Source organism: Pseudomonas sp., assembly GCF_048269965.1.
GTDB lineage: Bacteria > Pseudomonadota > Gammaproteobacteria > Pseudomonadales > Pseudomonadaceae > Aquipseudomonas.
Genome location: NZ_JBLWTV010000026.1, coordinates 55,455 through 61,865, shown reverse-complemented (window position 1 = coordinate 61,865; position 6,411 = coordinate 55,455). Strand labels below are relative to the sequence as shown.

6 protein-coding genes are annotated in these 6,411 nt (G+C 59.0%); 2 read left to right on the top strand and 4 right to left on the bottom strand.

What is annotated here, in order from left to right; translation table 11 throughout:
• Positions 1-250 precede the first annotated feature (250 nt).
• The 4 genes from ACN0X6_RS22235 to ACN0X6_RS22220 form a co-directional block, all read right to left on the bottom strand.
• On the bottom strand, positions 251-2,077 hold the full coding sequence (locus ACN0X6_RS22235; protein WP_417707315.1) for a Gldg family protein: 1,827 nt from the start codon (positions 2,075-2,077) through the stop codon (positions 251-253).
• A gap of 12 nt (positions 2,078-2,089) precedes the next feature.
• Positions 2,090-2,821: an ABC transporter permease subunit gene (locus ACN0X6_RS22230; protein WP_417707314.1), complete on the bottom strand. Its 732-nt coding sequence runs from the start codon at positions 2,819-2,821 to the stop codon at positions 2,090-2,092.
• Entirely contained in the window at positions 2,818-3,741 is a 924-nt protein-coding gene (locus ACN0X6_RS22225; RefSeq protein WP_417707313.1) for an ABC transporter ATP-binding protein, read from the bottom strand. The genes ACN0X6_RS22230 and ACN0X6_RS22225 overlap by 4 nt, the downstream gene beginning before the upstream one ends.
• Before the next feature lie 354 nt (positions 3,742-4,095).
• Positions 4,096-5,058, bottom strand: a complete 963-nt coding sequence (locus ACN0X6_RS22220) for an integron integrase (RefSeq protein ID WP_417707312.1) — start codon at positions 5,056-5,058, stop codon at positions 4,096-4,098.
• A gap of 143 nt (positions 5,059-5,201) precedes the next feature.
• Between ACN0X6_RS22220 and ACN0X6_RS22215 the strand changes: the two genes are divergently transcribed.
• Together ACN0X6_RS22215 and ACN0X6_RS22210 are read left to right on the top strand one after the other, a co-directional pair.
• The gene (locus tag ACN0X6_RS22215; protein ID WP_417707310.1) at positions 5,202-5,489 is read left to right on the top strand and encodes a hypothetical protein; all 288 of its coding nucleotides are present in this window, start codon (positions 5,202-5,204) and stop codon (positions 5,487-5,489) included.
• Positions 5,490-5,566: 77 nt separating this feature from the next.
• Positions 5,567-5,920 carry an Imm1 family immunity protein gene (locus ACN0X6_RS22210; RefSeq protein WP_417707308.1) on the top strand — a complete coding sequence of 118 codons (354 nt, stop codon included), beginning with the start codon at positions 5,567-5,569 and terminating at the stop codon, positions 5,918-5,920.
• Positions 5,921-6,411: the final 491 nt, after the last annotated feature.

Sequence of the window (6,411 nt, the reverse complement as noted above, 5' to 3'; positions counted from 1 at the left end):
CACCCTACGCATCAACTCCGCAGGGTGGATGTCGCTCTTTACATCCACCACAACGGTGGATCGGTGCAGCACGATCCACCCTACGCATCAACTCCGCAGGGTGGATGTCGCTCTTTACATCCAACACAACGGTGGATCGGTGAAGCTGATCCACCCTACGCATCAACTCCGCAGGGTGGATGTCGCTCTTTACATCCACCACAGCGGTGGATCGATGAAGCGTGATCCACCCTACTCCCACAGGTGAACATCAAGCGCGGCGGCGGCGCCGCCACAGCCACAGCGCCAACACGCCAAGGGTCAGCAGCGCCGGCACCAGGGCAATGTTGATGATCTTCAGCGCCCGGCCCAGCGCCTCGATATCGGCATTGAGCTGATAACGCACGTCGCGCAGCTCCTTGCGAATCTCCAGCTTCTGCTGGATGAAGCGCTGCAACGCGCCCTGCTGCTCCGGCGTCAGCTCCAGGTTTGGATCGTCGCTTTGCTGCAGCGCCGCCAGTTGCTGCTCGGTCTCGGCCAGGCGTGCCTGCAGGGCCTGCTCCTTGTCACGGAAACGCTGTTCGGCGGCCCTCTGCAACTCCTCGACCACCACGAACGGACGGCTGAAGCGACCACGCGAACGCACGCTGATCAGCGCCTCGGAGCCGCTCAGGTTGTCCAGCGCGTTGATGGTGAAGCTGCCGTTGTCGGCCCAGGGTTGCGGCATGCGCTGACCGAAGAAGTCCTGCACCTGCACCCACATGCGGTCGCTCAAGATGTCGGTATCGGCCACGGCGATGACGTTGATGTTGTCGGCCTGCTTGAGCCCGTCCTTGCGCCCCTCGATGCCATCGGGGAAGGCGCTCTGCGCCGGGCCGTCGATGCGGGCGGCGATGGCGTAGCGCTCGCCGGTCGGCTCCAGCTCGCGGATCAGCTCCTCGGGGTTGCTGAGCATGGCGAAGCGTTGCGCGTCGAACGGCATGGCGTACTCGGAGCTCTGCATCAGCGGGATAAAGCGCGTCTTCGCCCCTTCCAGCGGCTCGAGGATGCCGGCGGTGGCGACAGTGATGCTCTCCAGCCCGGCCGTGGCGATATCGGTCTGATCCAGCGCCTTGCGCGGCAAGCTCAGCCAGGCAGCGTGACGAACCGGACGCTGACCCTGACCACGGTTGACCGACATGGCATAGGAACCATCACCGAGCACCTTGTCCGGCACCAGGCGCAAGCCCCAGGCCTTGAACAGCGGCTCGATGTTCGAGGACCTGTCCGGTGCCATCTCGCCCGGCATATCACCCGTATCGGCCTCGGCGTAAGGATCGACCAACACCATCAGCTTGCCGCCGCGCAGCACGAACTGGTCGATGGCATACAGGGTCTGCTCGGGCAGGTTCTTCGGATGCACCAGCCACAGCACCGAGACGTTCTCGGGGATCAGGTCGACGTCACTCTTGAGCTGCTCGATCTGGAACAACTGGCGCACCTGCTCCAGCACCATCCACGGCGGCGTCGGCTGCCGCGCCAGCATGTCGAAACCGCCAGTCATCGGCAGCCCGGAGAGCACGCCAACCACCGGCAGCTCCGGCTTGGCCAGGGTCTGCACCAGGCGGCTCAGCTCGTATTCCAGGTGCTCCTCCTGATCCAGGGCGAAGAACGGGATCACCTGGGTGTCGTCCTGGCCGTTGCTGCCGGCCAGGCCGAAGTAGATCGAGTCGCCGCCCTGCTGCAGCGGGATGCCCTGCAGGCCGTACTGCGCGGCCTTGTCCTCGTCCTCGGAGAACGGCTCGGGGTCGATGATATGCAGACGGATCTTGCCATTCGCCTGGGCCTGGTAGGCCTTGAGCATCTCCTCCACACGCTGGGCGTAGGTGCGCAGCGCCGGCAGGTTCTTGGCCACCTTGTCCGAGTAGAAGAAGTACAGGTCGATCGGCTCGTCCAGCTCGCCAAGGATCTGCTGGGTGCCACCGGAGATGGTGTAGAGCTTCTGCTCGGTCAGGTCCAGGCGTGCGCCGCCCAGGCCCAGGCCGGCCAGCAGGTTGAAGGCGAAAAAGGCCACCGCGATCAGCAGCAGCCCGGCGCCGGAATAGATCAGCTTTTTCATGGGCGCATTCCTTCAGTCGGCTTTCTTCAGGTCGATGACCACGGCGGTGGCGGTCAGCCAGGCGGCGATCAGCGAGAGGAAATACAAAAGATCGCGCAGATCGATCACGCCCTTGCTGATGGCGTCGAAGCGCACCAGGAAGCTCAGCGAGGCGATGGCGTCCACCAGCCACTGCGGCGCCCAGGCGAAGGCGTCGAGCACCATCGGAAAGCCGCTGACGATGAACAGGAAGCAGGCGCTGACCGCGAGAATGAAGGCGATCACCTGATTCTTGCTCAGCGCCGACATGCACGAGCCGATGGCCAGATAGGCGCCGGCCAGCAGCCAGCTGCCGATGTAGCCGGTGATGATGACGCCGTTGTCCGGCTCGCCCAGGTAGTTGACCGTGATGACCATCGGGAAAGTCAGCAGCAGCGCGATACCAGCGAACACCCAGGCCGCCAGGAACTTGCCGGTGACTGCCTCGAAGCGGGTGATCGGCAGGGTCATCAGCAGCTCGATGGAGCCGGACTTGCGCTCCTCCGCCCACAGGCGCATGGCGATGGCCGGCACCAGGAACAGATAGAGCCACGGGTGGAAGTTGAAGAAGGCGGACAGATTGGCCTGACCGCCCTCGAAGAAGCCGCCCAGGTAGAAGGTGAACACCCCGGACAGCACCAGGAAGATGACGATGAACACATAGGCCAGCGGCGTGGCGAAATAGCTCGCCAGCTCGCGCTTGAAGATCACGGGCAACTGGGTCATGGCTGCTCTCCCCGGGTCAGCGTGCGGAACACTTCATCGAGGCGACCGCGTTCCACATTGAGTTCGCGCACCTTCCAGCCGCGCTCGGCGATCAGTGCATTGACCTGCGGGAAGATCACCTCGCCCGGCTGCGCCAGCACGCTCAGGCTATGTTCGCGGGCATTCTCCTCGACACCGGCGACGCCTGGCAGCGCCGCAAGAGCTGCCTGATCCAGCGCCTCATCGGCCACCAGCGTCACCGCCTGGTGGTAGCGCGAGCGGCTTTCCAGCTCCAGCGGCGTACCATCGGCCAGCAAGCGGCCCTGGGCGATCACCACCGCGCGAGTACACAGCGCCGTGACCTCTTCGAGGATGTGGGTGGAAATGATCACGATCTTGTCGCGGGCCAGCCCCTGAATGAGCTGGCGCACCTGATGTTTCTGGTTGGGGTCGAGGCCATCGGTGGGCTCATCGAGGATCAGCACGCGAGGGTCATGCAGGATCGCCTGGGCCAGGCCAACGCGGCGCTTGAAGCCCTTGGAGAGCGTCTCGATGCTCTGCTCCAGCACCTTCTCCAGCTCCACCTGCTCCACCGCACGCTGCACGCGCAGCTTCTTCTCGGCACCGCGAAAACCGCGCACTTCGGCGATAAAGTCGAGAAAGCCGCGCACCGTCATATCGCCATAACACGGCGCGCCTTCCGGCAGATAACCGATCTGCCGCTGGGCCTTGAGGGTCTGCATCTGAATATCGCAGCCGAGGATGCTCGCCGTGCCGGAAGTCGGCGCGAGAAAGCCGGTGAGCATCTTCATGGTGGTGGATTTGCCGGCCCCGTTGGGGCCGAGAAAGCCCAGCACTTCCCCTGGCTGGACCTGGAATGACAAGTCATCGACTGCCGTGTGCTGCGCAAAACGCTTGGTCAGGTTTCTTATATCGATCATGGCCTCTCACCGTCGCGAAGGGCACTGCGCTCAGCGAAACCATCGCTAAAGCGCAGGCCGCAAGAACGCCGGACGCGGAAAGCACACGCCCGGACGAGGGCAAGACCGTAGCAAAACTGAAAAGTTCAGTCAGCAGCCCGAAACAAGTAGTAAATGGAATATGTGCTTAGGGTGTGTACGAAAAGTCGTCGAGCGAAGGTCAGGCGATACCGATGGCGGCCCCGCAAAAACAGGTGAGGAACGGACTGGGCTCGCAATCGAGTTTACGAGCTGTAAATGAGCATTCGACCGGGCTGGCGTTCCAGCCCGTTTTTAACGAAGCATCACCGAGCGCAGGCACTTTTCGTACAAAGCCTAGCGATCCAAAGGACTCAATACCGCCAGACCACCTCGGTTGAGCACATGGGTGTAGATCATGGTGGTTTTCACGTCCGAGTGGCCGAGCAGTTCCTGCACCGTACGAATGTCCTGACCAGCTTCCAGCAAATGAGTCGCGAAACAATGGCGCAGGGTATGCGGTGAAATGGGCTTTACGATGCCTGCCTCCCTAGCAGCGCGCTTGAGGTTGCGCTGCACACGCTTCTCGTCCAGGTGATGACGCCGTACGGCCCCGGAACGCGGGTCGACCGAAAGCCCGGTAGCCGGAAAGACGTACTGCCAGCCCAGCTCACGAGGTGCATTGGGATATTTGCGCGCCAGGGCAAAGGGCAACCATACATCGCCACGCCCTTTCGCCAACTCCGCCTGGTGCAGAGCCTTCACCACTGCAAGGTGATTTCGCAGTGCCTGCTCCAAGCGCTGCGGCAGCATGGTGACGCGATCCTTCATGCCTTTGCCGTCACGAATGAGGATTTCGTGCCGGGAAAAATCCACATCCTTGATGCGCAAACGCACTGCCTCCATCAAACGCATTCCTGTGCCATAGAGCAGGCTACACAGGAGCCAGACCTCACCATCCAGCCGCTCCAGCACCTGGCGCACCTCATCGACAGTCAATACCACTGGCAATCGCTGCGGCTTCTTCGCCCGAACGATATCGGCTAACCACGGCAAATCCAGCGCCACTACTTCCTTGTAAAGAAACAACAACGCCGCCAATGCCTGATTTTGAGTAGATGCCGACACATTTCGCCGCACGGCAAGATCTGTGAGAAAGGCCTCAATCTCGGCAGCGCCCATATCCTGAGGATGCCTGTAGCGGTGAAAGCGGATAAAACGCTTCACCCACTCGCAATAGACGCGTTCAGTCCGGATGGAGTAGTGTTTGAGGCGAATTCGATCACGCATCTGATCGAGTAAACGAGGCTTATCATCCATGGTGCATAACCTTCCAAAATGGTCGTCCTGACCCGGAAAGCACCAGCCTAGACAGGGAGTCGAACGATGGCAAGGAAGGTTATCCACCAAAATCGCCCGCAGGTTATGCACCATTTGGTGTCTATTTATAGTTAGAGGCAATCATGAGTCTGCGAGGTTACATCCATGAAGTCTGGCTATGTCCGGATGAAGATGGAGAACTTCTTCCAACATGTATTCCCTTTGGGCCCGCTGGCAATTCTGCGCGCGAGCTAAATGAACCTGGCAGTTTCTGTGTCTGGCTGTTCTTTGCAAATTCTCATTTTGAAGCCATGCAAATTTACTATCAGCTCAGCGATTTCGGTGAATACACAACGTCAGAGCAGCAAGATCATCAGCCATATCCTGAGTCCTGGCACATTGAACAACAGAACTACTTGTGTAGCCTCTAACTAGTGGTTCAAATCGCTCGCTCCGCTCGCTGGGACGGGCTAAAGCCCGCCCCTTAACCAAACGTTAGGCATTCATAATGGAAAAATCACCATTCCGGGAAGTGTGGATCGAGATCCCAGACGGCCAGTCCATGTGCGCACTTATCAACGGTAAGTGGGGATGGTTGATGTACCTAAGGTATAACGGGGACGCGGGCTTTAGCTCACGCAACACTAATTACGAAGGGCCGACAGAATCAACTATTGAATATCGGCTTAATAATGGCCAGTACGACGAGTACCCCGCATCGTGGGCCTACCCTGTTGATGTAATTGAGCACGCACTGCATTTTTTCCAAACGCAGCAAACGCCACCTGCGTTTATTCATTGGCACAATGATTCAGAAGACGGCGTTGAATTGGAATACAAAAAAGCTAACGGTCAACTATAACTATATAGCCTAACAAGTGGTATTCAAATCGCTCGCTTCGCTCACTGGGACGGGCTAAAGCCCACCTCTTAGCCAACCGTTAGGAGTACAAATGTCGGATCACTATGTTTGTTTAATTCCTGCCACCCCGGAATTCATCCCAAGCAAGGCGTCGCAAACAGCCGCCATTGCACTGATTCAAAAAGCATGGCATCAAAACGTACCAGAGATCACACTCGAGACCGATGAACACATCGCCTTCAGGGACTGCGGGGAAAATTTTGAGTCTATTCATTGCCCACACTGCAGCACTGAAGTTCAGGTCGAATATTGGCAAGACCTCATGGATCAAGATTACTCGAATGAGGATGGGTTCCGACTCCGTACAATATCAATGCCCTGCTGCGGACACATATCAACACTGAACGATTTTCGTTATAAGTGGCCCATGGGCTTTAGTCGATTCATTATACGTTTTAGCGACCTAGGACATGAGATATCCGATCACCTTC

Bases quoted from the DNA above. Each gene is read 5' to 3' on its own strand.
- ACN0X6_RS22235 (WP_417707315.1), bottom strand. From the start codon at position 2,077: ATGAAAAAGCTGATCTATTCCGGCGCCGGGCTGCTGCTGATCGCGGTG.
- ACN0X6_RS22230 (WP_417707314.1), bottom strand. From the start codon at position 2,821: ATGACCCAGTTGCCCGTGATCTTCAAGCGCGAGCTGGCGAGCTATTTC.
- ACN0X6_RS22225 (WP_417707313.1), bottom strand. From the start codon at position 3,741: ATGATCGATATAAGAAACCTGACCAAGCGTTTTGCGCAGCACACGGCA.
- ACN0X6_RS22220 (WP_417707312.1), bottom strand. From the start codon at position 5,058: ATGGATGATAAGCCTCGTTTACTCGATCAGATGCGTGATCGAATTCGC.
- ACN0X6_RS22215 (WP_417707310.1), top strand. From the start codon at position 5,202: ATGAGTCTGCGAGGTTACATCCATGAAGTCTGGCTATGTCCGGATGAA.
- ACN0X6_RS22210 (WP_417707308.1), top strand. From the start codon at position 5,567: ATGGAAAAATCACCATTCCGGGAAGTGTGGATCGAGATCCCAGACGGC.